We start from the raw sequence: 25,979 nt of genomic DNA on the forward strand, positions 1-25,979 counted from the left end.
AAAAGCCCCGGGGCATCAGCCCGGGGCCATTCTGTTAACGGTCGCTGACTTGGCGGGTGCCCTCCTTGGGCGCTTTCCAACCGAGCAGCTGTTGCTTGAAGCCATGACTGGCAGTTTGGTAATAAGTGATTGCGCGGGTGATCAACGGATTGCTGGCGGTGGCCCGTGATTCGCGACTGTCGGTCAGCGCATCATCGTGGCGACGCAGACCCTGACGCGGGCTCAGGATCGCTAAATCCTTGCCGTCGAACAAGCCCAGATGCTGATAGTTGCCAACTACCACTCGCGGCGGCAGTGGATTGTCCTGCAACAGGTTGCGCCCGAAGAACGTCGACTGGTAATCCAGGTTCAGCAGGCCCAGCAACGTTGGCGCCAGGTCAATCTGGCTGGCCAGTTGTGCGGTCTCCCGAGCGTCGATCAGCTTCGGTGCATAGATGAACAGTGGAATCTGATAGTTGCTGATCGGCAAGTCTTCTTTGCCGGCGCTGCCTGCAGTGTGGTCGGCGACGAAGACGAAGATCGTGTTATCGAACCAGGGTTTTTTACGCGCCTGATCGAGGAACTGGCCGATGGCGAAGTCGGTGTACTTCACCGCACCGTCGCGGCCGTTACCGGATTTGATGTCGATCCGGTTATCCGGGTAGGTGTAGGGGCGATGGTTGGAGGTGGTCATCAGTTGCAGCAGAAACGGCTGTTGCCTGGCGTAGTCGGCGTCGGCCAGTTTCAGGGTCTGGTTATAGAGGTCTTCGTCAGCCATGCCCCAGGCGTTCTTGAAGTGAATTTCTGATTCATCGACGCTGCTCTGGTCGACGACGCGATAGCCGTTGCCGCTGAAGAACGCGTTCATGTTGTCGAAGTAACCGCGCCCGCCGTACACGAACACGCTGTCGTAACCCACGGCGCTGAGCTGTTGGCCGAGGCTGGCGAAACCACTTTCGCGACCCACGCGCTTGACGATCGAACGCCCCGGTGTCGGCGGAATGGCCAGGGTGATGGCCTCCAGGCCACGATCGGTGCGGGTGCCGGTGGCGTAGAAATTGTTGAAGTACAGGCTTTGTTTACGCAACGCATCGAGGTTCGGTGTCAGGTTGCGATCGTCACCATTGCTGCCCATGTACTTGGCACTGAAGCTTTCGATGGTCACCAGCACGATGTTGGGCTTTCGCTCGGTGCCGGGATTGTCGATCATCCGGCGGATGTCCTGCGGATCCTCGCCAATGAAGCGGGCGTTGGGCTCGGCCAGTTCAGCGCGAATCTGCTGCGCGACGACGGAGTTCGGCAGGCTGCTGTAGAACTGCGGGTAATCCAGTTCGTTGTTGCGGAAAGCGGCGAAGAATTGGTACGGGCCATTGCTCGCCAGTTCGTTCTGATAGGCATTGCCGCCCTGAGCACGCGGTGCATCCTGGCTGAGCAGTTGCAGGCTCAGGCCCGCGACGATCAGCAGGCCCAGCGCATTCAACAGACGCCCGCGCATTGCAGGCAATGGTGCGTCCAGCGCGGCATTGAAGGGTTTGCGCAACGCGAAGCTCAGGGCCACGGCCAGCACGGCGAGCAGGCTCAGCAGCTTGCCGATCGGGTACGATTCCAGCAGGTTATTCAGCACTTCGTCGGAATACACCAGGTAGTCGACTGCGATGAAGTTGAAACGCACACCGAACTCATCCCAGAACAACCATTCGGCCACCGAAGTGAACAGCATGGCAAACAGGCTGACGGTCAGCAGCCCCTGAAGAAACCAGCGATGGCCACGGCGGCGCCACAAGGCCGGCGGGCAGAGCAGCAGATAGAGGCCCATGGGCAGCGCCGCGTAGGCAATGAAACCCAGGTCATAGAGCAGGCCGATGCCAAACACTGACAGGAATCCGCTGCCGGCCTCATCCAGGTGAGAGAGGAGCAGAACACTTCGAGTCAGGAGAAAAATGACCAGCCAGGAGCCGGTTACCAGCAGCAGAAAGCGCATTGGCGCCGTCTTCAAACAATCCATTATCTACATTCCCTATATTAATGGCGCGACAGCTTCTCTTGAACGCTGTAGTCAGGTTGTGAACCGACAGTGAAAAACTTGTTAACACCATCATTTGGTTGAGCGCATCGATTCTACGACCGGTCACCCTAGCCCTGAGTCACGCTTGGCCTTAAGCTGCGCGGGCCAAGACGGCCGTTACTGTGTACGGAGGAGGTGCCGATGCGAATTCTATTGGTTGAAGACAACCGCGATATCCTGGCCAACCTGGCCGATTATCTGGGGCTCAAAGGTTACACCGTGGATTGCGCGCAGGACGGTTTATCTGGCCTGCACCTGGCGGCCACCGAGCATTACGACTTGATCGTACTCGATATCATGCTGCCCGGCATCGATGGTTACACTCTGTGCAAGCGCTTGCGCGAAGACGCCCGCCGCGACACGCCGGTGATCATGCTCACTGCGCGCGATCAACTGGACGACCGCTTGCAAGGCTTCAAGTCCGGTGCCGACGATTACCTGATCAAACCCTTTGCCCTGTCCGAACTGGCGGCGCGGATCGAGGCGGTCATGCGCCGAACCCAGGGCGGCGGTCGCCGTGCCTTGCAGGTCGGCGATCTGAGCTACGACCTCGACACTCTCGAAGTGACCCGCGAAGGCCGTCTGCTGAAACTCAACCCGGTGGGCCTGAAATTGCTGGCCGTGTTGATGCAGAAAAGCCCGCACGTGCTGCGCCGGGAAATTCTCGAAGAGGCCCTGTGGGGCGATGACTGTCCGGACAGCGACAGCCTGCGCAGCCACGTCCATCAACTGCGCCAGGTGATCGACAAACCGTTCGCCAAACCCTTGCTGCACACGGTACACGGCGTCGGTTATCGCTTGGCCGAGGGCCGTGATGGAGTTTAAGCAGAGCCTTGCGCAACGGATCATCATCGCCTTTGCGTTGATGAGCGCACTGGTCGCGGGAGCCTTCGCCTTGGGCATCATAGCGACCGTGCACCTGGTGGAAGAGAAACTGATTTCGGCGGGTCTGGGCGGCGATTTGCAGCGCCTGTTGCTGATGGACAGTGTGTCGGACTGGAGCCACCGCCCCGAGCCGGACCAGCTGTTCTATTTCAGCGGCGGGCCGGGCGACTTTGAGCTGCCCAAGGATTTGCGGCACCTGGACTCGGGTTTTCATGAAGTCTTTCGCGAGCATCTGTCGTATCACGCGATGGTCGAAGTCGTCGACGGACGGCGTTATGTGCTGTTGCAGGACCAGAGCGATTTCGAAGAGCGTGAACGGGTGCTGTTTGCCGTGGTGCTGGTGGGGTTCGTGTTGAGCCTGGCATTGGCGGTATTTCTGGGCTGGGTGCTGGCGCGCAAGGTGATGGCGCCGGTGGTGCGACTGGCCCGTCAGGTGCGTCATCGCGATCAGTTGTTGGGCCTGGCGCCGCCACTGGCTCCGGATTATGCCGCCGATGAAGTGGGTGAACTGGCCGTGGCCTTCGACGCCACCCTTGGGCGCTTGCGTCAGGCGTTGACCCGTGAGCGGTTGTTCACCAGTGACGTCAGCCACGAGCTGCGCACGCCGTTGATGGTGCTGGCCAGTTCCTGTGAACTGTTGCTGGAAAACCCCGGCATCGATCAGCGCGGGCGTGCCCAGGTCGAGCGAATTGCCCGTGCGTGCGCAGAGATGCGCGAGCTGGTACAAACCTTCCTCATGCTGGCCCGCGCCCAGCATGAAGATGCCAGCATGGCCCCCCGGCAGAGCCTCAGTCAGGTGGCCGACGGGCTGCTTTGCCAATGGCGCGAGCCGATCGAAGCCAAGGGCCTGACGTTGAACGTTGAGTTGGGCAATCCTCCGGACACTCGCTATAACGCGACGCTTTTGCACGCGGTGATGGGTAATCTGTTGCGTAATGCGCTGCATTACACCGAGCGTGGGTTTATCCGCTTGGCCCTGACCGATACGGGGTTTGTGGTCGAAGACAGTGGTGTAGGCATTCCCGAGGAAAAACGCGAGGCGATGTTCGAGCCTTTCGTGCGCGGCAGCGAGAAGCGTGGCGAGGGCCTGGGGCTTGGACTGTCGCTGGTGCAGCGGATCTGCGAGAACCAGGGCTGGAGCGTCAGCCTGACGAATATGGAACCCAATGGCTGCCGTTTTCAGGTGGAGTTGGGGGCGTCCCGGGTTTGATTGGGCCGGACGGGACCGCTAAAAGCAAAAGATCGCAGCCTTCGACAGCTCCTACGCGCCTGTGGGCGCCTCCGAAGGCTGCGATCTTTTGCTTTTAGCGGCCCCCCTGTAATACCCCCGAAATGATCCCGGTTTTTACATGACGATTTTTTCACCAAGTCATCACCTGACGCCGACACAGCCCTACCTAAGGTGGTTGTCATCAGAAGTTCAGGAGATTGCAGTGATGGCTGGCCCGATCAAACTCGATTTTTCCGAAAAGTACGACGATGAACACTCCCGCAAGTATTTGCGCAAGCATCAAGAGGGGCTCGGTCGCCGACTGTCCCACTGGCGCGACGAGCAACTGGCGCGAAAAGCGCTGGCGCTGGCCGGTGAGCCTGGCCTGATCCTCGATTTGCCCTGCGGTGCCGGGCGTTTCTGGCCGCTGCTGGCGCAAAAGCACAACCGTGTCATCATCGGCGCCGACAACTCGAAGTCCATGTTGAAGACTGCCATGCAGGCGCAACCCGCCGAGGTGGTAAAACGGGTACAACCCTTGCAAACTTCTGCATTCGACATTGCCTTGCCCGATAACGCCGTCGACAGCATTTTCTGCATGCGTTTGCTCCATCACATCGGTGAAGCCGAGCATCGACTGACCATTCTGCGCGAATTCGAGCGTGTCACCCGCGACAGTGTGATTGTTTCGTTGTGGGTAGACGGCAATTTCAAGGCCTGGAAACGCAAGCGCGCCGAGAAACGGCGTGGGCAGGAGGGTTTCCAGAATCGATTTGTGTTACCGGCTGCCACGGTTGAAAAAGAATTCGAGCAGGCGGGTTTCCGTATTCAGGAACAATTGGACTTTTTACCGCTCTATGCCATGTGGCGGGTTTACGTATTACGCAAGAGGTAACAGGATGGCAGTGCAATGTGCAGCAGAAACGGAAGTCGCTTCTCAGGACCGCTTCGACTACTTCTGGAATCGGCGCGGTGAATGGGTAGAAGAACCCAACGTTCGTCGCGGTGGAGAAAGTGGCGTGCAGCGCGTCATGGGCAGTGATGGACAGCTGCTCTATGCCAAGCGTCAAACCGGTCATATCTATCGCAGCTGGTTGCACCCGTTCGGTCGGCCGACGGTGTTGCGTGAGCGCGATGCACTCATCGGCCTGCGCCTGCTCGACGTTCGCGTTCCAGAGATCGTTTTCTGCGGCGCACAACGCGATCCCGTTCACATATGGCGCGCATTGCTGGTCACCAAGTCGCTGGATGGCTTTGAGGAAATCGAACATTGGTACGCAGGCGGCGGTCGCGAGCGTTACGGTGAGGCGGTGCATGATCGCGTATTGAAGGATCTGGCCGACAACCTGGCCCGCATGCACAAGGGCCGTTGGCAGCACAGCTGCCTCTACATCAAGCACGTATTCGTGCGGGTCACCGGGGAAGGTGGGTCGGCGAAGGTCGAAGTTGCCCTGATTGATCTGGAGAAATGCCGGCAGCGTTTGACCGCCCGTCAGGCAGCGGCCCATGACCTGAAGCAACTGCGTCGCCACTCGTCGTTCAGCGATACGGACTGGAAAAAACTCGTCTATTTTTACGAGAAGGCGTCTGGCAGCGCTATCAAAGGCTTATAGCGATGAAACTCGAAATTGCACGAGGTTTGTTTTTGGCAGGAGCCTTGGCAGTTGCTTCATTGGCGGTGGCGGCTTGGGAGCAACCCCGTACGCAAGTCCTCAGTTCAGTGCACGGTGATGCACATTGTCCATTGCCCCGGGTTGCCAAAGCACCCGTGGCCACTCAACCCGATCATGACTTGTTGCTGTTCATGTTCGGACTTTCTCAAGGGCTGAGGCCGCAGAGTTGAACAGATTGAAGCCCAAATAAGAGGCCTCGCAGATGCGAGGCCTTTTTTGTGTCCGATGGCTCAAGTCTTGCGCGATCCATTGTGGGAGCGAGCCTGCTCGCGATAGCGGTGTGTCAGTCACCTCAATGCTGGCTGTGCCATCGCTATCGCGAGCAGGCTCGCTCCCACAGGGATATGTTGTGTTCTTCAGGGTTTATCGGGCTTGGCCAGCAACGTGTAAATGCACGGCAGCACGAACAATGTGAACAGCGTCCCGATTGACATCCCCGTCGCGATCACCGTGCCAATGTCGAACCGGCTGACCGCCCCCGCGCCCGTGGCGATGATCAACGGCACCATGCCGAACACCATCGCTGCCGTGGTCATCAATACCGGACGCAGGCGAATGGCCGCCGCTTCCTCCACCGCTTCGCGAGGCGTCAGCCCCTTCTCCTTGCGTAACTGGTTGGCGAACTCGACGATCAGGATCCCGTGCTTGCTGATCAGCCCGATCAACGTCACCAGCCCGACCTGGGTATAGATGTTCATGCTCGACCAGCCAAGGAATAGCGGAATCAACGCGCCACAGATCGACAGCGGCACGGTCACCAGAATCACCAGCGGATCGCGGAAGCTTTCGAACTGGGCCGCCAGCACCAGGAAGATGATCGCCAATGCCAGGGCGAAGGTGACCCACAGTGCGCTGCCTTCCTGAACGTATTGCCGTGACGCACCGGCATAGTCGACGGCGTAACCCGCCGGCGCTTCTTCCCGAGCGATCTGGCGCACGGTGTCGATGGCTTCACCCATGCTGACCAGCGGGACCCCGGAAAGAATCGCCGAGTTGAGTTGCTGGAACTGGTTCAACTGACGCGGTCGCGCCCGGTCCGTCACGGTGATCAGGGTCGACAGGGGCAGCAATTCGCCTTTGGTGTTCTTCACGTAATAATGGTTTAGCCAGTCGGGGTTATCCCGGAAGGGACGTTCCACCTGCGCAATGACTTTGTAGCTGCGGCCTTCGATGGTGAAACGGTTGATCTCTGCTTCACCCAGCATCGTTGCGAGGGTGCCGCCCAGGTCCTGCATCGATACACCCATTTGTGCGGCCTTGGCGCGATCGATATCCACCACGACTTCGGGTTTGTCGAAGGCCAGGTCGACGTCGACAAAAGCAAACTTGCCGGATTCCATCGCTCTTTTTTTCACCCGGTCCATCACTTCCAACAATGACTCATAGCTGTTGGCCGAGTTGATCACGAATTGAAACGGCAAGCCTTCACCCGTGCCCGGCAGGGAAGGCAGGTTGAAGCCGAAAATCTGCAAGCCCGGAATGCTTGCCAGTTTGCCCTGAACCTCGGGCAGGATCTGCATCTGGGTTCGGCTGCGTTCGTTCCAGGGTTTGAGCAGGAAGCCACCGATCCCCGATTGCACGCCGTTGAAGCCGTTGATCTGGAACGAGGAGTAGTACTCGGGGAACTCCTTGAAAATCGCGAGGAACTCGTCGGTGTAGGTGTTCATGTAGTCGAGGTTGGCCGGTTGCGGGGCATTGGCCATCATGAAGATGACGCCCTGGTCTTCGTCCGGCGCCAGTTCCGACTGGGTGAATTTGAGCAGCACCGGAATCAGGCAGAGCACGATCACCGCGAACACCAGCACCACCGGCCGGGTGTTGAGGGTGCCATGAAGCACACTCTGATAGCGGCGTTTGAGGCCTTCGAAGATCACGTCCAGGCGATGGGCCAGGCCGGTAGGGTTTTCATCGTGGCGCAGCAGCAGGGCGCACATCATCGGCGACAGCGTCAGCGCTACTACGCCGGAAATCACCACCGCCCCGGCCAGGGTCAGGGCGAACTCCTTGAATAACGCCCCCGTCAGGCCGGTCAGGAAGCCGATCGGCGCATAGACCGCCGCCAGGGTAATGGTCATCGACACCACCGGCATCGCGATTTCCGCAGCGCCTTCAAGCGCGGCATCCAGCGGTGTCTTGCCCTCTTCGATGTGCCGGTGAATGTTTTCCACCACCACGATGGCGTCGTCCACCACCAGGCCGATGGCTAATACCATCGCGAGCAAGGTCAGCAGGTTGATCGAGTAGCCCATCATCTGCATGAAGAACATCACGCCGATCATCGACAGTGGAATGGTCACCACCGGGATCACCACCGAGCGCAGGGCGCCCAGGAACAGGAACACCACCACGATCACGATCAGTACCGCTTCGAACAGGGTTTTCACCACTTCGTCGATAGAGGCCTGAATGAACAACGTGGCGTCGTAGGCAATTTCGCCTTTGAGGTTCGGCGGCAGCTGGGCTTCCAGGTCCGGCATGATCTTGCGCACTTCCCTGATCACGTCCAGCGGGTTGGCACCGGGCGTGGCCTTGATGCCGATGTACACCGAAGGCGTGCCGCCGAAGGAGCTGACGGAGTTGTAGTTCTCCGCGCCCATCTCGACCCGCGCCACGTCCCGCAGCAACACGCGACTGTCACCGTCGACCTTGAGCGGGATCGCGCCGAAGGCTTCAGCGGATTTGAGTTCGGTGTTGGCGTTGATACTGGTGACCACGTACTCGCCTTTCACTTCGCCGGCGGCGGAGAGGAAGTTGTAGTGGCGCACGGCGTCGGTCACATCGCTGGCGCTCAGGCCGAAACCGGCGAGTTTCACCGGGTCCAGCCACAGGCGCATGGCGAACACCTGGTTGCCGAGAATCTCGGCTTCGGCCATGCCCGGCAGGGTCGCCAGTTTCGGCTGGATGACCCGTGACAGGTAGTCGGTGATCTGCGGGTTACTCAGCTCCTTGCTGAAGAAACTGATGTACATCAGCACCGACGCGTCGGCGGCTTCCTTGCTCAACACCGGGTCTTCGGCGTCCTGAGGCAGTTGGTTCTTGACCTCGTTGGCCTTGGCCAGCAGTTCGGTGAACAGGCGATCGCTGTTGGAACCGATGCGCGCGTAGATCGAGATCACCGAAAAGTTCTGGCGACTGACCGAGGTCATGTAGTCGATGCCCTCGGCGCTGGCCAGGCTCTGCTGCATCGGTTGGGTGATGTAACCCTGGATGGTTTCGGCGTTGGCCCCGGGGTAAGCGGTGGTCACCGTGATCAGGGCGTTTTCCATTTGCGGGTATTGGCGCAGCGGCAACTTGCTCCAGGCCTGGAAGCCCAGCAGCACAATCAACAGGCTGACCACGGTAGCGAGCACCGGGCGGCGGATGAACGGGTCGGTAAAAGCCATGGGGATTCCTTGATCAGTCAGCGCGTGGCTGGCTGCTCTTCTCGGCTAGGGTCTTGTCGTCGCTGATGGCAATGTGCGCGCCGTGGTCCAGTTTGATCTGGCCGGCGGTGACCACTTTTTCACCGTTCTGCACGCCTTTGGTGATCATGACCATCCCGTCGCGGCGTTCGCCGGTTTCGACGAAGCGTCGTTCGGCGATCAGAATCGGCTCGCCCTTGTCGTCTTTTTCGAGGCTGCCGTCTTCGGCCTTTTTCTGCGCGACGATGTACAGCGAGTTGCCATAAAGGGTGTAGGTGATCGCGCTTTCCGGCACGACGATGTGCGGCTGTGGATCGGGCAACATTACCTGCAGGCTGGCGAACATCCCTGGCAGCAGTTTGCCATCGGGGTTGGCCAGGGTCGCGCGCACCAGTACGTTGCGGGTGCTGTTCTCGACCTTCGGGTTGATCGCGCTGATGGTGCCGGGGAAATTCTGTGTCGGGTAGGCCGAGACAATGACTTGTACCGGTTGGCCAAGGGCAATTTTCGGCACGGCCTGCTCGGGTACGAAGAAGTCGACGTAGAGGCTGCTGAGGTCTTGCAGGGTGGCGATCATCGTGCCGCTGGCCACGTAGTCGCCGACGTCCACCTGACGGATGCCGATGGTCCCGCTGAACGGTGCGACGATGCGTTTTTTCGCCAGGGACGCCTTGAGCTGATTGACCGTGGCCCGGTTCTTTTGCAGCACCGCCGAGAGCCGGTCGAATTCGCCCTTGGAGATGGCCTGGCTGCCCACCAGCTGGCTACCGCGACCGTAATCCAGCTGGGACAGCCCGAGGTCGGCCTGAGCGGTTTCCAGCAGGGCGGTTTCGACGGCGCTGTCGAGTTGCACGATCGGCTGACCGGCCTTGACCTTCTGCCCCGACTCGAACTGCACATCCTTGACGGTGCCGGCGATCTCCAGGCTCAGGTCAACCCCTTGCAGCGCCTTGAGGGTGCCGACCGTTGGCAAACGGCTTTGCCACGGGCGTTCGGTGGCGGTGGCCACGGCGACACTTATCGGCGGTTTCGGCACGGAGAAACCCTGCATCATCGTATAGATGGAGAAGGCTTTGTAACCGGCCAGGATCAGCACGATCAGCAGAACAACACCCAACATGATCAGCATGCGGCGGCGCAGCATATTTCCATTTCCTTGGAGAAAATCAGGTGAGACAGGCGGGAACATTACTCCGAGTGGGAGGGGGATTCCAATGGATGTTTTTTGCGTGATCTTACGAAAAAGATCGCAGCCTGCGGCAGCTCCAGGTACGCATTCCCCCGCAGGCTGCGATCTTTTAAACCATCAGATGAAGATGGTTGTCCCAGAGCCCCGCAGGTAACTCCAGAGGTTTTGCAACAAGAGTTGTCTGGCGGCAATCGTAGTACCGGCATCGTCCTTGACCGGAGGTCACGACAAAACCATCGGCCACGGCCCCTACGCCGGCGCAGTCGGGAAGTGGCGCGTCCAGGCGTACTTCACCGCTGTCCAGGTCCCAGATAAAAAAGCGGTTGCCCCGCGGCGCGGTCAGGGCGACCAGACGCAGCTCGCTGTGCACGGCAACGCTGGCGGTGTAATGCCCCATGGCCTGCAACTGATGCTCGGGCACCGGGAAGGCCACGAATGGTTGGCCGGGCCGCTTGATCGCCAGCAGCTCCGAAGACTCGTGAGCAGCGCCCATGAACTGCTGACCGGCGACGATGGTGCCGTCGCTGGCTATCCCTAAGTGCCGCACGCTGTTCATCTGCTGGGCCAATGTTTCCTTGCTCAGCAGCGTGCCGTCGCGTTGCATCAGCACCAGGCTCGGCTCCATGGCGTTGAGGTTCATTTCGACCCGGCTTTCGGCCTCGGTGCGAATACCGCCGTTGGCTACCACCAGCGTCTCGCCATCGGGCATCCACGACACTTGATGCGGGCCGACGCCATGGGTGGAAAGCTCGCCGCTGTGTACCAGTCGTTCACCCTCGAACTGATACACACCGAGCAGGCCACGGCCCGGATCGGAGGTGTCGTTCTCGGTGGCGCACAGCCATTCGCCGCTCTTGTGAATCACCGCATGACCGTAGAAGTGCCGGTTCGGCTGCGAGACCACGGTTTGCAGCAGCGTGCCGTCGCGCAGGTCGATCAGGTAACTCTCGGTGCCCGGACGCCGGGCGACAAACAGCGCTATCGGCAGGGTCGGGTGGTTGATGATGTCGTGGCAACGCTGGCCGACCTGGGTGGCAAACACCCGGGTGCCGTCCAGCCGATAACCGACGGCGTAGTGCTTGCCGTCGCCATCGTCCCGCGCCGAGAGTAGCAGCGGGCTTTTGTCCTTTTGCTTGAACAGCGTCCAGCCGCCCAGTGTCACCGCACCCAGCAGCAAACTCCCCAACGTCAGAGCCTGGCGTCGCAGCATGGCACTTGCCCTCATCAGTCACCGTCGTTGGCGTTGAAGCCCAGTTGAATGCCCAGCGCCTTGGCCAGTTCGCCTTCGTGCAGGCGATGGACAACGTTGAGGCTGTCGTAGATAGCGTTGAGCTGCTGGCGCCCGGCATCGTCAGTGAGCATGTCGGTCAGCGAGCGCTGGTTGCTGGCGAGCAGTTTCAGGGACGCTGCGTAGGCCCCGTCGATCTTGTCGGCCAAGGGTTTCTGCTCGCTCGGCAACAGACCGCGCAGGCCTTTGTTGTCGACACCGACCCAGACGGTTTGCGCAGCAGTCAGGCTCGCTTCCATGCTTTTCAGCGAAGATTGGCTGCGCCAGGCATCGGCCTGGAACGGCTGTGGCGTGCCCTTGCTCTGACGGCCCATCGGCGTGCCGAGTTTTTTCTTCAGGGTGTCCAGCGCCGTCACTTGCACGCGCAGCAGATCGGCGATCGCTTCATGGGAATCGGCGTAGCGCTGGTTGGGGAATTTGCTCATCTGCGCGAGCATGCCGTCGTTGGTGTTCCAGCGCGACAGGATCTCTTCGGCCAATTGCTTCTGACGTTCGCCAATGGCGGTCAGCAGCGGGCAGTATTTGGCTTTCTGCGTGCTGTCGGCCATGTCGATCTTGCTGTCGAACAGGATGTATTCATAGGCCGAGAGGCCTTGCACCACGACGCTGGACTTGGCCAGGGCGGCAGCATCGATTTGCGGTTGCGCGGTGACCAGTTGCTCGACCTGACGGCCTACCAGGTTCTTCTTGTCCGGCCAGAACTGCACCTGCCACGAACGGTTGCCCTCGGCCAATGGCCCGATCAGCAGCGGTTGCAACTCGGCCCAGGCTTTCTGCGCGTGCAGGAAGTCGGCGCGGGCGGTGTCCAGGGTTTCCTTGCCTTGGCAGAAGGCCAGGGCGCTGACTGCCAGTTGCCGGTCGGCTTCGACCCAGCGGCTGTAGGTCGGCAGGATCACTTGCTTGGCGATGGCCGCCGACGTGACCGCTTGCGGATCCTGGGGCGAACAGGCGCCCAGGGCGAGGGCGGCAAGGCTGGTGAACAACAATTTGGGACGGAACATGTCGGGCTCCCGCTGAAGGAATACGTATTAAAGGGAATTCAAAAACGCCAGCAACGCCGCGCGCTGCTCGGCATTGAAAGACAAAACCTGTTGCTGCGCCGCCTTTGCCTCGCCGCCATGCCAGAGCACGGCTTCGAGCAGGTTGCGGGCGCGGCCGTCATGCAAAAACTGGGTGTGGCCGCTGACCGTCTGCGTCAGGCCAATGCCCCACAACGGCGGCGTGCGCCAGTCGCGGCCGCTGGCCTGGAATTCGCTGCGGTTGTCGGCCAGGCCGTCGCCCATGTCGTGCAGCAGCAGATCGCTGTAAGGGCGAATCACTTGATTGGCCAATTCAGGTTCCGCGGCGTTGGCTGCGGTGGTGTATTGAGGCGTGTGACAAGACTGGCATCCCGCCTGGAAAAACAGATTCTTGCCGGCCAGCACTTGCGGCGCGCCGACATCGCGACGGGCCGGCACCGCGAGGTTACGGCTGTAGAACAGCACCAGACGCAGGATGTTATCGCTGACTTCCGGCTCGCCATCCGGGCCATTGCCGTTGGGCGCCTGCTTGCAAGCGGTTTGCGCGTCGGTGCAGTCATCAAAGGGTCTCAGGCTGGTCGTGAGGCCCATGTCACCAGAGAACGCGTGAACATTTTGTTGATTGAGGTTCGGTTGCCCGGCTTTCCAGCCAAATCGTCCGAGAACCGTCTTCTGCTGCGCGTCGTCCCAGACCCGGTTCGGTCGTCCGGCGATGCCGTTTTTCTCCCGGGCCTGGGCCTCTGCGTTGGCCAGGATGGCCTCGTCAGGGATCGCTTCAAGCAAGCCCAGGCCAATCATCGGTGGTGCGATGCGTACCGAGAAACGCGTGTCGGGGTGCATCGGGCCGTAGCCGAGTTGGGTCATCTGCAAGGTCGGTTCACGCAACTCGATTTCGCTGCCGTCCTTGAAACGCACCGGGACCGGCGTGTAATCGACGCGCACCTTGCCTTCCGGAGCGACGCCGGGCACCGACATGTCCTGGAACTGGCCGCCGTAGACCGGCTCCGGCACCACGCCCTGTTGTTCGATGACCTTGGCATAGGCCGGTGCATTGGGGATCGACAGGCGCACCAGCATCGACACCGCATTCGGCGCATCGGGCGTCGGTGGATGACCGCGGCCGTCCTTGATGTGACAGTTCTGGCAGGCGTTGGTATTGAACAGTGGGCCAAGGCCATCGCGGGCGGTGGTGGTCGACGGCGCGATCACCCAGGGGCTGCGAAAGAAACTGTTGCCGACGCTGAAATCGACGCGTCGTGACGGCGGCAGGTTGGCGGAGGGCAGGGAGAATGCGTTCTGATCGGTCTTGCGCACCGTCGCGCTGCCACCGGACCGGGCTTCGCCGGGTTCAGCCCGGGTAAAACGCGGGGCGTCATCGCAGGCACTCAGGCCCAGGGCCAGCAACAGTGCGGACAAGCGAAGAGGCAGCGAGGGCATCGGACATCCTGCAAGACGAGCAAAACAAGGGCGCAAAGTCTAACAGGGCAGGGGAGTTTGAATAAGAGGAATTATCGTTTGGTTGATGTGGGGCAGGTTTATCGCGGCTAACAGGCTAAGCGCAATCCCTGTGGGAGCGAGCCTGCTCGCGATAGCGGTTTCACATTCAACATCAATGTTGGCTGTGATGCCCCCTTCGCGAGCAGGCTCGCTCCCACAGGGATTTCATTCAGGCAGGGACAAAAAAGGCGACCCGCGGGTCGCCTTTTTCACTCAGCCAGCGTCGATCAGAACTCGTGATCAGCGTTGTCCGGGTTCAGGTCGCTGATGCCCAGTTTGCCGGCGGCCGCTTCGATCGAACCGGTCTGCTTGACCAGCGAGGCGATGGCGTCGCGAACGATCTGGTTGCCAGCAGTGTTGCCGGCCGCGATCAGTTGGTCGTAGTGCTCACCCTTGTTGGCGTGATCGACCATGACCTGGATCTTGGCTTCGGTGGCGGCCAGGTCGGCTTTCAGCGTGGTATCGGCTGCCGGGTCGGCTTTGGCGACCAGGGACGACAGGCTGGCGCCGGTCAGCTTGGTGCCATCGACGCGGGTGTATTCGCCCAGGTACACGTTACGCACGCCTTTGGCATCGTAGAAGTGCGAGTTGTGGGTGTTGTCGCTGAAGCAATCCTGTTCGTCTTCCGGGGAGTTGGCTTCCAGGGAAACCTTCATGCGCTCGCCCGCCAGTTCGCCCAAGGACAGGCTGCCCATGCCGAACAGCATTTTGCGCAGACCGGTTTCAGCCGGTTCTGCTTCCAGCGTAGCGCGGTAGTTGTCGGCCACGTCCGGCTTCCAGTTACCGACCATTTCTTCCAGATCGTTGACCAGCAGTTGGGTCACGGATTTCAGGTAAGCGCGACGACGATCGTTGTGACCGCCGGTAGCGCCTTTGCCTTCCAGGTAGTCAGAGGCTGGACGGTTGCCGGCGCCAGGGCCGGTGCCGTTCAGGTCCTGGCCCCAGAGCAGGAACTCGATGGCATGGTAGCCGGTGGCGACGTTGGCCTCGGAACCGCCCAGCTCGTTCAGGCTGGCGAGTTTTTCCGGGGTGATGTCTTTGACGTCGACCTTGTCTTCGCCGACCTGAACCTGGGTGTTGGCGATGATGTTGGCGGTGGCGCCCGGGTTACCCAGTGCGTGTTCGTAGGATTTGTCGACGTAGTCGATCAGGCCTTCGTCCAATGGCCAGGCGTTCACCTGACCTTCCCAATCGTCGATGATGGTGTTGCCGAAGCGGAACACTTCACTCTGCAGGTAAGGCACGCGGGCTGCGACCCAGGCAGCCTTGGCGGCTTTGAGGGTGTCGGCGTTCGGCTTGGCGAGGAAAGCGTCGACGGCGATTTGCAGGGTTTTCGCGGTGGATTCGGCATCGCTGTAAACGGCGAAGACCATGTCGGCATAGTGCGCAACCACAGCCTTGGCGGCGGCTTCGTCGACTTTACCGGTGGCAGCAGGTGCAGCCGGGGCAGCTGTGCTGGCAGCCGGGGTCGGCGCTTGTGGAGCGGCAGCCTTGTCTTTGCCTTCGCCGCAACCGGCGAGGGAAATAGCGATGGCCAGCAGACTGGCGGTGGCCAGAGGCATACGAATCATGGCGAACATCCTGCTTCGGTGATGGAGTGGGCGCACACGGGTGGCGCGCAAAACTGCGACATAATGCAAATCTTTCGCATTATGTGTAAAGGGTTGTACCTGTAAATATTTCTTATTCACGCAAAGGGGTGGGACGCATTAAAAGATCGCAGCCTCGTCTCACTCGACAGCTCCAGGGAGACGCGGTCCACGTAGGAGCTGCCGAAGGCTGCGATCTTTTCGCTATGAAGAAGAACTTACAAAATGGCCGCGTTACTGCGCTGGGCCTGCTTGAGGTAGGCGCTCAACTCCCGCGCCGGCAGCGGTTTGCTGTAGTGATAGCCCTGACCTTCGTGGCAGCCTTCGGAGATGATGTAGGCCTCTTGCTCGGCGGTTTCCACGCCTTCGGCAATCACCTGCATGCCCAGGCTCTTGCCCAGCTGGATGATGGCCCGAACGATGGTCGCATCGTCGTCGTCATCGAGCAGGTCCTGCACGAAGCTCTTGTCGATCTTGATCTTGTCCAGCGGCAGGCTTTTCAGGTAGCTCAATGACGAATAACCGGTGCCGAAGTCGTCGATGGCGATCAGCGCACCGGAGCGACGCAGGCTCAGCAAGTGCTGGGCGGCGGTGCTGATGTCTTCCATCAGGCCGGTTTCGGTGACTTCCAGCTCCAGGCTGCGCGGTGGCAGACGGTATATCTGCAGCAGATTATTGACCACCCGCGGCAACTCGGCGTGGTGCAGTTGCACGGTGGACAGGTTCACCGCCATGCGCAGGTCGACGAAGCCCTGATCGTGCCATTCGCGCAATTGTTTGCAGGCCTGATCCAGCACCCATTCGCCAATGGCGATGATGGTGCCGTTCTGCTCGGCGAGCGGAATGAACAGGTCCGGCGGCACCAGCCCATGCTCCGGATGCTGCCAGCGAATCAATGCCTCGACACCCACCACGCGATGATCGCGGTAGCTGATCTGCGGCTGGTAGACGAGGTAGAACTGGTCGCGGATCAAGGCATCGCGCAGGTCTTTTTCCAGCTCGCGGCGGCGCCGCATTTCCGTATCGACGCTGGCGATATAAAACTGATAGCGGTTGCGCGAGCGAGTCTTGGCCAGGGTCATGGTCTGCTCAGCTTTTTGCAGCAGCTTCTCGGTGCTGTCACCGTCCTCGGGGAACAGGGTGATGCCGATGGTGGCGCGCAGGCGGATTTCCTGATGATCGAGGGCGAACGCCGCTTCCAGATCATCGAGAATGCTTTGGGCCAGTTCGGCGGCTTCATAGGGTTGTTCGATGTCGGCCTGGACCAGTGCGAACTGGTCACCCCCCAAACGGGCGAGGGCGCCAAGTCGACCGCTGTGAGCCCGCAGGCGATCGGCCAGGGCCAGCAGCAACTGGTCGCCGGCCTGATAACTGAACTGTTCGTTGATGCCTTTGAAATCATCGAGCCCGACACACAGCACTGCGACCCGTCGCTGCAATTTGCCGGCGTCGACGAGGATTTTGTCCAGCTGTTGCTGTAATTGCTGGCGGTTCGGCAGACCGGTGAGGAAGTCGTACTGGGCCATGCGCAGCAGGCTGTTTTCCGCTACGTGGCGCAGGTGAGTGTTGCGTTCGATGGACTCGAGCAACTGATTGGCGGTGTTGATCCAGATCCCCAGTTCGTTTTTCTCATGACCCTTGAGCTGCGGAATCTTGTGTTCGCTGGGCCGGTCCGGGTTGACTTCGGTCAGGTGTTCGATGATCCGCGACAACGGTTTGGTCAGCAGCCAGTGGTAGACCAGATACAGCACCAGGGCCATGGCCATGGCGCGCAATACACCAGAGATGAAGATGATCACCGAGCTGACGATGAATCCCTTACCGTAGGTGGCGGTGTCGAGCGTAATGCTCAGGTCGCCGTAGTACTCGCTGTAGGGGCCGCGACCCACCAATTGAGTGGTGAAGGTGCGTTCCTTGCCGAGGATCAGATCGGTCAGCCAGCGACTGTGGGAGTGCTGCAACTCGCGAGATTTTTGCGCGAGCATGGCTTCGTGGGGGTGGCCGATGGAGGCCATGCGCACGGCGTCGTCCTGGAACAGGCCTTCGATTACCTGCATGCCCATTTCCCGGTCCAGGCTGTAGACGGCCTGGGTGGAGGGGTCGCGGAACATGTCGAGGATGCGCTGGGCATCGTTGGCCACAGCCTGGCGTGTTTTATAGGCATCGAAAACGATCTGCGCGCAGCTCAAGACCACGCCGACGATCAATGCCGACAAGAGCACGACCCGGAGCAACTTCACCGACAAGCTGTTCTTGAGTTCCAGCTTCAAAGGGTTATTCCTTGTTCCGTGCGGGTAGCGTCAAGTTGCCATGAGTATTGGCAATCCCGTGATGGCAGTCAAAGGGACAATCCAACCCAGGGGATTTTGCCGGTGGCTTGGCCGATATGCTGCTGTTTGGAGTATTTGCCCTATTGGTACTGTGTCGGTTGTCGGGGCCTTCAACTTGAGGCGATTGAAACAATTTTTCCTTGGGGTTGATGTTAAACCGCTGTGCTGTGGGGACAAGAGGGCGAATGCCGCTCTCACAGGGACTATCGTCGCTCACAGATTCCGCGCACGACACACATCTACTGTAGGAGCGAGGCTTGCCCGCGAAGGCGGCTATAGGGATGTACCCTTTTCCCAAGCCCATAAAAAAACCCGGACAAAGCCGGGTTTCTTGACTGGCGCGAAGCTTAAGCGGTGAAGGTTTTGCCTTCGAACTGCTCAGCCACGAATTTCCAGTTGACCAGGTTCCAGAACGCTTCGACGTACTTAGGACGAAGGTTGCGGTAGTCGATGTAGTAAGCGTGTTCCCAGACGTCGCAGGTCAGCAGCGGGGTGTCGCCGCTGGTCAGCGGGTTGCCGGCGCCGATGGTGCTGGCCAGGGCCAGGGAACCGTCAGCCTTTTTCACCAGCCAGCCCCAACCGGAACCGAAGGTGCCGATGGACGTTTTGCTGAACTCTTCCTTGAACTTGTCGAACGAACCGAAGGCTGCGTTGATGGCATCAGCCAGTGCGCCGGTTGGTTGACCGCCGGCATTTGGCGCCAGGCAGTTCCAGTAGAACGTGTGGTTCCAGACCTGAGCGGCGTTGTTGAAGATACCGCCCGAGGAAGTCTTGACGATTTCTTCCAGGGTCTTGCCTTCGAACTCGGTGCCTGGCACCAGATTGTTCAGGTTCACGACATAGGTGTTGTGGTGCTTGTCGTGGTGGTATTCCAGAGTTTCCTTGGAAATGTGCGGCTGCAGGGCATCGTGTGCATAAGGCAGCGGCGGCAATTCGAAAGCCATGATGATTCTCCTAATCAGGTCAGTTGCGGTGAGCGCAAGGCCGATCACGGGCGGCCAGACATGCGCCGGGGAGTTTGTACTCTTTGCGGCGCAGGGATCGGATCATAGCACCGGGGGTGCGGCATAACCACGCAACAACTGTGTGGAATAGAGGTTCCAGAGCCTTTTGGAATAATCAGCCAGCCGCGATTAATTGAAAGGCCACAGCGAACATCATGACGGCGACCAACAGATCGAGGATTCGCCAGGTGCTTGGCCGTGCCAGCCATGGTGCGAGCCATGCCGCGCCAAGGGCTAAAGTGAAAAACCACAACAATGACGCACTGGCCGCGCCCACGACATAAGCACCGGGTTCGGTTTGTTGTGCGCCGAGGGAGCCGATCAGCAACACGGTGTCCAGATAAACGTGCGGGTTGAGCAGCGTCACCGCCAATGCACTGAGCAGCACCGCCCGCAGTGAACGTACCGTCTGATTTTCACCCTGTTGCAGACTTTGTTTCGTGCAGGCCCGACGCAGCGCCAGGCTGCCATACCAGATCAAAAACGCCGCGCCACCCCAACGGGCGATGGCCAGCAGGGTCGGGTTTTGCGCCAGCACCGTCGCCAGGCCGAATACCCCGGCGGCCACCAGCAACGCGTCGCAGGTTACGCAGAGCGCCGCCACCGGCAGGTGATGTTCGCGCCGAAGGCTCTGAGCCAGCACAAACGCATTCTGGGTGCCGATCGCCATGATCAGCCCCGCAGCGACCAACAGGCCGTTCACATAGCTTTGCCACATACGTTTTACTCCGCGTTGGTCGCCAGATCCCGCAGTACCTGCAGGGCGCGTTCGGCATCGGCCTGGCCGACGAACAAATGATCGTGGTAATAGCCGGCAATCACGTTGCAACTGATGCCGGCCTTACCCAGTGCCGTGGCGAACGCGGCGGTCAGGCCGACGGCTTCGAGGGCCGAGTGCACGTTCAAGGTGATCCAGGCGGCGACGTAGTCGAAACTGAAACCGGCTTTTTCGGCGTGAGAACGTTGCAGAATTACCGTCAGCCCTTCCTGTTCGCGAAAGCTGCCGACGATCTCAAGGCCTGCGGGCAATTGGCCGTCGGGCAAGGTGCAGAACACGTATTCGCCGTCGTTGAGTTGTGGGCTCATGCTGCGCAGCAGGGTGGCCAATGACGTTTCGCCAGCCATGTCGGTGATCCTTGTTCAAGAGTTCTTGCTGGCCATTCTCCGGTGGGAAGCTGTATAAGAAAAACAAATAGTGCTGATCGCTCATTAGGAAAACTGATGTTCGACTACAAATTACTGTCCGCGCTCGCCGCTGTGATCGAACAGGCCGGATTCGAACGCGCCGCGCAAGTGTTGGGTTTGTCCCAATCGGCGATCTCCCAGCGCATCAAACTGCTGGAGGCACGGGTCGGCCAACCGGTGCTGGTGCGCGTAACGCCACCGGCCCCGACGGAGATTGGCCGGCGATTGCTCAACCATGTGCAGCAGGTGCGGTTGCTGGAGCGGGATCTGCAAACCCTGGTGCCGGCGCTGGACGAAGAAGGCCTGCCGGAACGCCTGCGCATCGCGCTGAACGCTGACAGCCTGGCCACCTGGTGGGCTGCGGCTGTGGGGGACTTTTGCGCACAGGAGCATCTGTTGCTCGACCTGGTGGTGGAAGACCAGACCGTCGGCCTCAAACGCATGCGCGCAGGCGAAGTAGCGGGATGTCTCTGCGCCAGTGAACGACCGGTGGCCGGTGCGCGCAGCGTTCTGTTGGGGGCGATGCGTTACCGTGCGCTGGCCAGCCCGGCGTTCATTGCCCGGCATTTTCCCGACGGTGTGCGCGCCGACCAGTTGGCCAAAACCCCGGCTCTGGTGTTTGGCCCAGACGATTTCCTACAGCATCGTTACCTCGCGTCTTTAGGCGTGGATGGTGGTTTCGAACACCATTTATGCCCTTCGTCCGAAGGGTTTCTTCGTCTCACGGAAGCGGGGCTTGGCTGGGGCCTTGTGCCTGAATTGCAGGTGCGCGAGCAACTGGAGCGCGGAATCCTGCGCGAGCTTTTGCCAGATAAGCCGATCGATGTGCCGCTGTACTGGCATTATTGGCGCAATGGCGGTCAGTTGTTGGGGTTACTCACCGATCAATTGGTGCGCTCGTCGAAGCAATGGCTGGTGCCGTTGGATTGACGGGCAGCGTCAAGACCTCACGCCATACGCAAAACGCAAAGCGAAATATTCGGAGCAATTCATGAAGATTCTGGTCACCGGCGCAAGCGGCTTCATTGGCGGACGTTTTGCGCGTTTCGCCCTGGAGCAGGGCCTGGACGTGCGGGTCAACGGTCGCCGGGCCGAAAGCGTCGAGCACTTGGTGCGCCGTGGCGCCGAATTCATTCAGGGCGACTTGAGCGACCCGCAACTGGCGCGTGACCTGTGTTCAGACGTCGAAGCCGTGGTCCATTGCGCCGGCGCAGTCGGTTTGTGGGGACGGTATCAGGACTTTCATCAAGGCAACGTCGAGGTCACCGAGAACGTGGTCGAGGCCTGCCTGAAGCAGCGGGTTCGGCGCCTGGTGCACTTGTCGTCGCCGTCGATCTACTTCGATGGTCGCGATCATCTGGGATTGACCGAAGAACAGGTGCCCAAGCGTTTCAAACATCCCTACGCCGCGACCAAATACCTGGCCGAGCAAAAAGTTTTCGGTGCGCAGGAGTTCGGTCTCGAGACTCTGGCCCTAAGGCCACGTTTCGTGACAGGGGCCGGGGACATGAGCATTTTCCCCAGGCTGCTGAAGATGCAGCGCAAAGGGCGGTTGGCGATTATCGGCAATGGCCTGAACAAGGTCGACTTCACCAGCGTGCAAAACCTCAATGCAGCGTTGCTCAGCAGTTTGCTGGCCAGCGGTTCGGCCCTGGGCAAGGCCTACAACATCAGCAATGGAGCGCCGGTGCCGTTGTGGGATGTGGTCAATTACGTGATGCGCCAAATGGATGTCCCACAGGTGACCCGTTACCGTTCCTACGGCTTGGCCTACAGCCTTGCCGCGCTCAACGAGGGTGTGTGCAAGCTGTGGCCAGGTCGTCCCGAGCCGACCCTGTCGCGGCTGGGGATGCAGGTGATGAACAAAAATTTCACCCTGGACATCAGCCGCGCACGACATTATCTGGACTACGATCCGAAAGTCAGCCTCTGGACCGCCCTCGATGAATTTTGCGGCTGGTGGAAGGCTCAGGACATTCGCTGACACACAAGGGCGGCCCGTTACTGAACCGAGTTCGGGGTTCAGGGTCAACCGGTGCGGCAGCGGGGGTTATACTTCGCCGCATCAAGCCATCACCGCGTTTTACAAAGGTTGACTCAATGTCCATGCGTAACGATGCCAACGACGACTTCGACGATGTCCCGAGCCTGCGTGCCGACAGCCTCGACGACGATGATTTTCCGACCACCGCTCGCACTTCCGTGCGTTCGCGCACCACACCGGTAGTCAAGGTCAAAGGCCCGAGCACCGGCCCTTTGTGGGCGTTGGTCGGTGCGTTGTTCTTTGCCTTCGCCGGGCTTGCCTGGTGGAGTTTTCAGCAGATCTCGCTGATGGAGCAGCAACTGGTGGCGACCCAGGAAAGTTTCGCGCGCATCAGTGAGGAGGCGGCGGGGCGCTTGCAGGACATTTCCGGCAAGGTCGTGGCCAGCCAATCCAACGTCAACACCGACAGTGAAGCGTTGAAGCTGCAAATCAAACAACTGGAAGGCAAACTCCAGGACCAGAGCAAACAGCTGGAAAGCAAACTTCAGGACCAGAGCAAACAGCAACAAGGCGTGCTCGGCCAGACCTCCGATCTGGACAAGCGCCTGGCGCAAATGACTGCGCAAACCACCGAACAACAAGCGGCCAATGCTCAGTTGCAGGCTCAGGTCAAAGCCTTGAGCGGCGAACTGGCCGCGTTGAAGAGCGCACCGGCCGATACCAGCAAAGTCGATGCCCAACTCAAAAGCCTTGGCGCCGACATCACCGCGTTGAAGAGACAAGGCAACCCGAGTGCCGCCATCGAACGCCTGGAGCAAGACATGATCGTGCTCAAAAGCCAACAGGACAACCGTCCGGCCGCCGCACAAGGTGGCACCAACACCGCCGAGTTCGACGCCTTCCGCGGCCAGGTCACCCGCAACATCAACACCCTGCAAGCGCAGATCCAGAATCTGCAACAGCAGCTGCGCGCCCGGCCTCAATAGCCCGAAGGCGAGTCAGTCAGTTAAACGCCGCTCCCACAGGTTTTGCATCTTGACTGACTGGTAGTAGGGCAAGCCTCTGCGCCACCGTTTTCTGAATATTCATACATAGCCCCAAGCCGTCTACGCTCTTGAAACACTAACAAGAACGGGGAATGCGCTATGGGGGGTCTTCACAAACTAGCCTGGCTGGGCGGTTTGCTTTTGCTGTGCCTGGGGCCAGTTCACGCAGCCACGGCGGAAAAGGATGACAGCCAGGCCGCCAAAGCCTTACTGGAAAAAGCCCTGGCCTATTACCACGAGCAGGGTGACAAGGCTTTCGCGGCGTTCAGCCGTCAGGGCGAGTTTGTCGACAAGGATCGTTATGTCTTCGTGGTCGATACCAAGGGCGTGATGCTCGCCAGCGGCGGGCCGTCTTCGGCATTGATCGGCCGTGATGTGTCCGAGGTGCTCGGGCCGGATGTGCAGAAAGCCTTCAAGGACGCCTTGAAAGTGCCAGAGGGTAACGGCATTCAGCAGGCCGAATACCGTTGGCAGAACTGGGCCGACGGCAAGGTCGAACGCAAGCATGTGTTCTATCAGCGCATTGGCCAGCGGATTCTGGCGGTGGGTTACTACTTGCCACGGGCGTCAGCGGAGCAGGCGATGGCCTTGTTGAACAAAGCAGCGGCCGATCTGGCCAAGGACGAGAAGGGCACGCTCACCGCCATCAACGCCCTCAAGGGCGGTTACTTGCAGGATGACCTGTACGTCTTCGTCGTCGACCTGAATAACCAGCGTTATGTCGCCCACGGCACCAATCTGCGACTGATCAACACCGATTTCAGCAAGATCAAGGATCCGGAAGGTAAACCGGTGGGCGAGCCGATTCTGGCGCTGATGGCCAAACAGGATGACGGCGAATACGAGTACCGCTGGAAAAACCCGGTGACCGGCAAAGTGGAAGACAAGCATGCCTACCTGAAAAAGGTCGGGCATTTTCTGGTCGCGGTGGGGTATTACAGCCCTTGATTCAAGGTGACTGAAAGACCGCAATCGCGAGCAGGCTCGCTCCCACAGTAAATCTCCATTGGTTACAGATGTTGCATACGGCCGAGATCCAATGTGGGAGCGAGCCTGCTCGCGATTGCAGGCGACTCGGTCCCCACTATCGAACCGTGTCCTCGCGCCCCCGCAACACTCTGTTCGGCATGGCAATCGCCGCCGCCAACCCCAGCAATGACACCGCTGCGCTGACCATCAGCAAATGCCGGAAGGTCAGCAGCAGCTCAGCGCGCAAGGCGTTTTGCGCATCACCTGGCGCGGCGTTCAAACCGTCCAGCAGAACATTCCCCGAACGCCCTTCAGCCATCAGCGACGAGCCGGCCAGGTGGGCAAAACTCGAATCCTGCAACAACGCCAGCAGCAGTGCCGACATCAACGCCACACCCACTGCGCCACCCAGAGCACGGAACAGATTGGTGGTGCTGGTGGCGACGCCAATGTCCCGTTGTTCCACCGAGTTTTGCGTGCCCACCAACGAGGTCGGGAACTGCATGCCGCCAGCGATCCCGCAGAGCAACATGAACAAGCTGCTCAGCACAAACGCCTGAGGCGCACTGAACGCCATGCCGAGAATCGCGAATGGCGTCAGCAGGGCGCCGGTCAGGATCATCGGTTTGTAACGACCGGTCACCGAGGTCCGGCGCCCGGCGAAATACGCACCGATCGGCAAGCCCATGGCCAGCGGCAACAGGTGCAGCGCAGCGCTGTCGGCGCCGGCGCCGGTGACGCTCTGGAAGCGCAACGGCATCAGCACGATCAGGGAAATCGCCTGGAAACTGGTGAAGAAAATCGTGCACCAGCAGAGGATCGCATTGCGGTTGGCGAACAAGTGCATCGGCAGCAACGGTTCCCGCGCCCGCCGTTCATGCCAGACGAACACGGCCAGCACGACTACCGCACAACCGAGCAAACCCGCCATTTCGGCGCTGCGCCACGAATGGCCCTGGCCAACCTGAGTGATGCCCAGCAACAACGCCGTCAGGCCAATGATCATCAGCAACGTGCCGAGGTAGTCGATGATCGGCTTGCGCTGCGGCACCGGCAGCCCCACCAGTGTGCGGTAGGCCACCAGCCAGGCACCCAGGCCCAACGGAAGATTGATCAGAAACACCCAGCGCCAGGACAGGTATTCGGTCATGTAGCCACCGAGTACCGGGCCAGCCACGCTGGCCACCGCGTACATGCTGCTGAAGTAACCCTGATAGCGACCGCGTTCGCGCGGTGGGACGATGTCGCCGATGATCGCCTGGCTCACCGAAATCATCCCGCCGGCGCCGATGCCTTGAAAGATCCGCGCCAGCATCAGTTGCTCCATGCTTTGCGCCATGCCGCAGAACAATGACGCCAGGGTGAACAAGCCCATGCCGAACAGCATCAACCTGCGGCGGCCATACAAATCGCCGAGTTTGCCGTAGATCGGCACCGCCACGGTCATCGCCACCATGTACCCGGAAATCACCCAGGCCAGCAGGCTGACATCCTTGAATTGCGCGGAAATGGCCGGCATCGACACGGCGACGATGGTCTGGTCCAGCGCGCCCAGAAAGATCGCCAGCATCAAGGCTATCAGCACGCTGCGAATGGCCGGTTTGGGCGTGTCAGGCTGGTTGAGATTGGTCACGGGTAAAACCTGCGGGCAGTGATGGACCCGCAA

The 25,979-nt window shown here is 60.2% G+C and carries 21 protein-coding genes; 9 read left to right on the top strand and 12 right to left on the bottom strand.

Annotated features, from left to right (window positions below; genetic code table 11):
* Nucleotides 1-34: 34 nt before the first annotated feature.
* Nucleotides 35-1,984 carry an LTA synthase family protein gene (locus QMK51_RS06365; protein WP_320393472.1) on the bottom strand — a complete coding sequence of 650 codons (1,950 nt, stop codon included), beginning with the start codon at nt 1,982-1,984 and terminating at the stop codon, nt 35-37.
* 201 nt (nt 1,985-2,185) lie between these two features.
* Here QMK51_RS06365 and colR point away from each other — a divergent pair, with 201 nt between their 5' ends.
* From colR to QMK51_RS06390, 5 genes are all read left to right on the top strand, one after another.
* The gene (gene colR, locus QMK51_RS06370) at nt 2,186-2,869 is read left to right on the top strand and encodes a two-component system response regulator ColR (RefSeq protein ID WP_223489132.1); all 684 of its coding nucleotides are present in this window, start codon (nt 2,186-2,188) and stop codon (nt 2,867-2,869) included.
* Entirely contained in the window at nt 2,859-4,139 is a 1,281-nt protein-coding gene (locus QMK51_RS06375) for a HAMP domain-containing sensor histidine kinase (protein ID WP_320393473.1), read from the top strand. The genes colR and QMK51_RS06375 overlap by 11 nt, the downstream gene beginning before the upstream one ends.
* Nucleotides 4,140-4,365: 226 nt before the next feature.
* The gene (locus QMK51_RS06380; RefSeq protein ID WP_320393474.1) at nt 4,366-5,034 is read left to right on the top strand and encodes a class I SAM-dependent methyltransferase; all 669 of its coding nucleotides are present in this window, start codon (nt 4,366-4,368) and stop codon (nt 5,032-5,034) included.
* A gap of 4 nt (nt 5,035-5,038) precedes the next feature.
* Nucleotides 5,039-5,752: a lipopolysaccharide kinase InaA family protein gene (locus tag QMK51_RS06385; protein WP_320393475.1), complete on the top strand. Its 714-nt coding sequence runs from the start codon at nt 5,039-5,041 to the stop codon at nt 5,750-5,752.
* A gap of 2 nt (nt 5,753-5,754) precedes the next feature.
* On the top strand, nt 5,755-5,982 hold the full coding sequence (locus QMK51_RS06390) for a hypothetical protein (protein WP_026331876.1): 228 nt from the start codon (nt 5,755-5,757) through the stop codon (nt 5,980-5,982).
* Between the two features lie 186 nt (nt 5,983-6,168).
* On the opposite strand, the gene QMK51_RS06395 is transcribed toward QMK51_RS06390, so the two are convergent.
* The 10 genes from QMK51_RS06395 to QMK51_RS06440 form a co-directional block, all read right to left on the bottom strand.
* Complete coding sequence (locus tag QMK51_RS06395) at nt 6,169-9,195, bottom strand: multidrug efflux RND transporter permease subunit (RefSeq protein WP_258699334.1); 3,027 nt, start codon at nt 9,193-9,195, stop codon at nt 6,169-6,171.
* 13 nt (nt 9,196-9,208) lie between these two features.
* Entirely contained in the window at nt 9,209-10,357 is a 1,149-nt protein-coding gene (locus tag QMK51_RS06400; protein WP_320393476.1) for an efflux RND transporter periplasmic adaptor subunit, read from the bottom strand.
* 154 nt (nt 10,358-10,511) lie between these two features.
* Nucleotides 10,512-11,612, bottom strand: a complete 1,101-nt coding sequence (locus QMK51_RS06405; protein ID WP_320393477.1) for a DUF1513 domain-containing protein — start codon at nt 11,610-11,612, stop codon at nt 10,512-10,514.
* A gap of 14 nt (nt 11,613-11,626) precedes the next feature.
* Complete coding sequence (locus QMK51_RS06410; protein WP_258699337.1) at nt 11,627-12,691, bottom strand: imelysin family protein; 1,065 nt, start codon at nt 12,689-12,691, stop codon at nt 11,627-11,629.
* A gap of 27 nt (nt 12,692-12,718) precedes the next feature.
* The gene (locus QMK51_RS06415; RefSeq protein ID WP_320393478.1) at nt 12,719-14,146 is read right to left on the bottom strand and encodes a di-heme oxidoredictase family protein; all 1,428 of its coding nucleotides are present in this window, start codon (nt 14,144-14,146) and stop codon (nt 12,719-12,721) included.
* A 287-nt stretch (nt 14,147-14,433) separates the two neighbouring features.
* Nucleotides 14,434-15,777 carry an imelysin family protein gene (locus QMK51_RS06420; protein ID WP_320393479.1) on the bottom strand — a complete coding sequence of 448 codons (1,344 nt, stop codon included), beginning with the start codon at nt 15,775-15,777 and terminating at the stop codon, nt 14,434-14,436.
* Between the two features lie 236 nt (nt 15,778-16,013).
* Nucleotides 16,014-18,065 carry a putative bifunctional diguanylate cyclase/phosphodiesterase gene (locus QMK51_RS06425; protein WP_320393480.1) on the bottom strand — a complete coding sequence of 684 codons (2,052 nt, stop codon included), beginning with the start codon at nt 18,063-18,065 and terminating at the stop codon, nt 16,014-16,016.
* Between the two features lie 407 nt (nt 18,066-18,472).
* On the bottom strand, nt 18,473-19,069 hold the full coding sequence (locus QMK51_RS06430; protein ID WP_056852722.1) for a superoxide dismutase: 597 nt from the start codon (nt 19,067-19,069) through the stop codon (nt 18,473-18,475).
* A gap of 175 nt (nt 19,070-19,244) precedes the next feature.
* The gene (locus QMK51_RS06435; RefSeq protein WP_095051375.1) at nt 19,245-19,847 is read right to left on the bottom strand and encodes a LysE/ArgO family amino acid transporter; all 603 of its coding nucleotides are present in this window, start codon (nt 19,845-19,847) and stop codon (nt 19,245-19,247) included.
* 5 nt (nt 19,848-19,852) lie between these two features.
* Nucleotides 19,853-20,254 (bottom strand): ACT domain-containing protein, encoded by a 402-nt coding sequence (locus tag QMK51_RS06440; RefSeq protein ID WP_320393481.1) that lies wholly within the window; start codon nt 20,252-20,254, stop codon nt 19,853-19,855.
* Between the two features lie 96 nt (nt 20,255-20,350).
* Between QMK51_RS06440 and QMK51_RS06445 the strand changes: the two genes are divergently transcribed.
* The 4 genes from QMK51_RS06445 to QMK51_RS06460 all read left to right on the top strand — a co-directional run bounded on the left by QMK51_RS06445 (nt 20,351) and on the right by QMK51_RS06460 (nt 24,292).
* Nucleotides 20,351-21,244: a LysR family transcriptional regulator ArgP gene (locus QMK51_RS06445; protein WP_258699343.1), complete on the top strand. Its 894-nt coding sequence runs from the start codon at nt 20,351-20,353 to the stop codon at nt 21,242-21,244.
* A gap of 61 nt (nt 21,245-21,305) precedes the next feature.
* The gene (locus tag QMK51_RS06450) at nt 21,306-22,298 is read left to right on the top strand and encodes an NAD(P)-dependent oxidoreductase (RefSeq protein ID WP_320393482.1); all 993 of its coding nucleotides are present in this window, start codon (nt 21,306-21,308) and stop codon (nt 22,296-22,298) included.
* A gap of 116 nt (nt 22,299-22,414) precedes the next feature.
* Nucleotides 22,415-23,284, top strand: coding sequence for an ATPase (locus QMK51_RS06455; RefSeq protein WP_320393483.1), 870 nt, complete (start codon nt 22,415-22,417; stop codon nt 23,282-23,284).
* A gap of 159 nt (nt 23,285-23,443) precedes the next feature.
* Nucleotides 23,444-24,292, top strand: coding sequence for a cache domain-containing protein (locus tag QMK51_RS06460; protein ID WP_320393484.1), 849 nt, complete (start codon nt 23,444-23,446; stop codon nt 24,290-24,292).
* Between the two features lie 136 nt (nt 24,293-24,428).
* Here QMK51_RS06460 and QMK51_RS06465 read toward each other — a convergent pair whose 3' ends face one another.
* Entirely contained in the window at nt 24,429-25,946 is a 1,518-nt protein-coding gene (locus tag QMK51_RS06465; RefSeq protein WP_320393485.1) for an MDR family MFS transporter, read from the bottom strand.
* Nucleotides 25,947-25,979: the final 33 nt, after the last annotated feature.

Origin of the sequence: Pseudomonas sp. P9_31 (assembly GCF_034008235.1) — a bacterium.
In the GTDB taxonomy this organism is placed as follows: Bacteria; Pseudomonadota; Gammaproteobacteria; order Pseudomonadales; family Pseudomonadaceae; genus Aquipseudomonas.